Annotated in this window: 1 protein-coding gene; it reads left to right on the forward strand. The window is 53.7% G+C overall.

All coding sequences use genetic code 11. The features are described 5' to 3' along the window. A partial coding sequence (locus tag GIW04_RS31220) for a hypothetical protein (protein ID WP_236479680.1) occupies positions 1 to 332 on the forward strand: 332 nt, incomplete at its 5' end. Positions 333 to 540: the final 208 nt, after the last annotated feature.

Genomic DNA, 540 nt, shown 5'->3' on the forward strand with positions numbered 1-540 from the left:
TCCTTCTATCGGGACACTGCACGGATGGTCGACAGCGGCACCTTGGCTTCGATCATTCGAGACAGACTGTAAGGAACCGTGCAACCGCTCTGCTTAGCCAATCGGCATTGTTTGCGGCATTCCTTGTCGGCGGCTTGCTGGTTGTTTGCGCATCCGAACTTCGGCATTTCGTCTACTCCGTTGATTTTCCGGATGACCCTGTCACCAAGGTCATCGAGGAAATCTGTTATCTCCACCACGCGCATCGCCCGATTCATATCTCTGGCCAGGTCACACATTTCGTGTCCGGTGTTCTTCCTGGCTGGCTTGCGTGGTTTCGCGTACTCACATGAGGGAGTACGGCAGCTATCCAGAGGCTGCATGGGCGGCGATTTAGCTTCTTCCGACCCAGGTAATGGCCTGGGTACGTCGCGGGGGTCACGTCAGACTGTTAAAGAGCGACAGGCCTGAGGCCCTGGCGAGTCCCTGTTGGGTGACTCGATGGAGTGAATATGTACCAATGGTTCATATTGGTCAAGTACCAAAAGTACATATTTTTAT

Source organism: Pseudomonas sp. PA-4-8C (assembly GCF_021606625.1).
GTDB lineage: Bacteria > Pseudomonadota > Gammaproteobacteria > Pseudomonadales > Pseudomonadaceae > Aquipseudomonas > Aquipseudomonas lactis.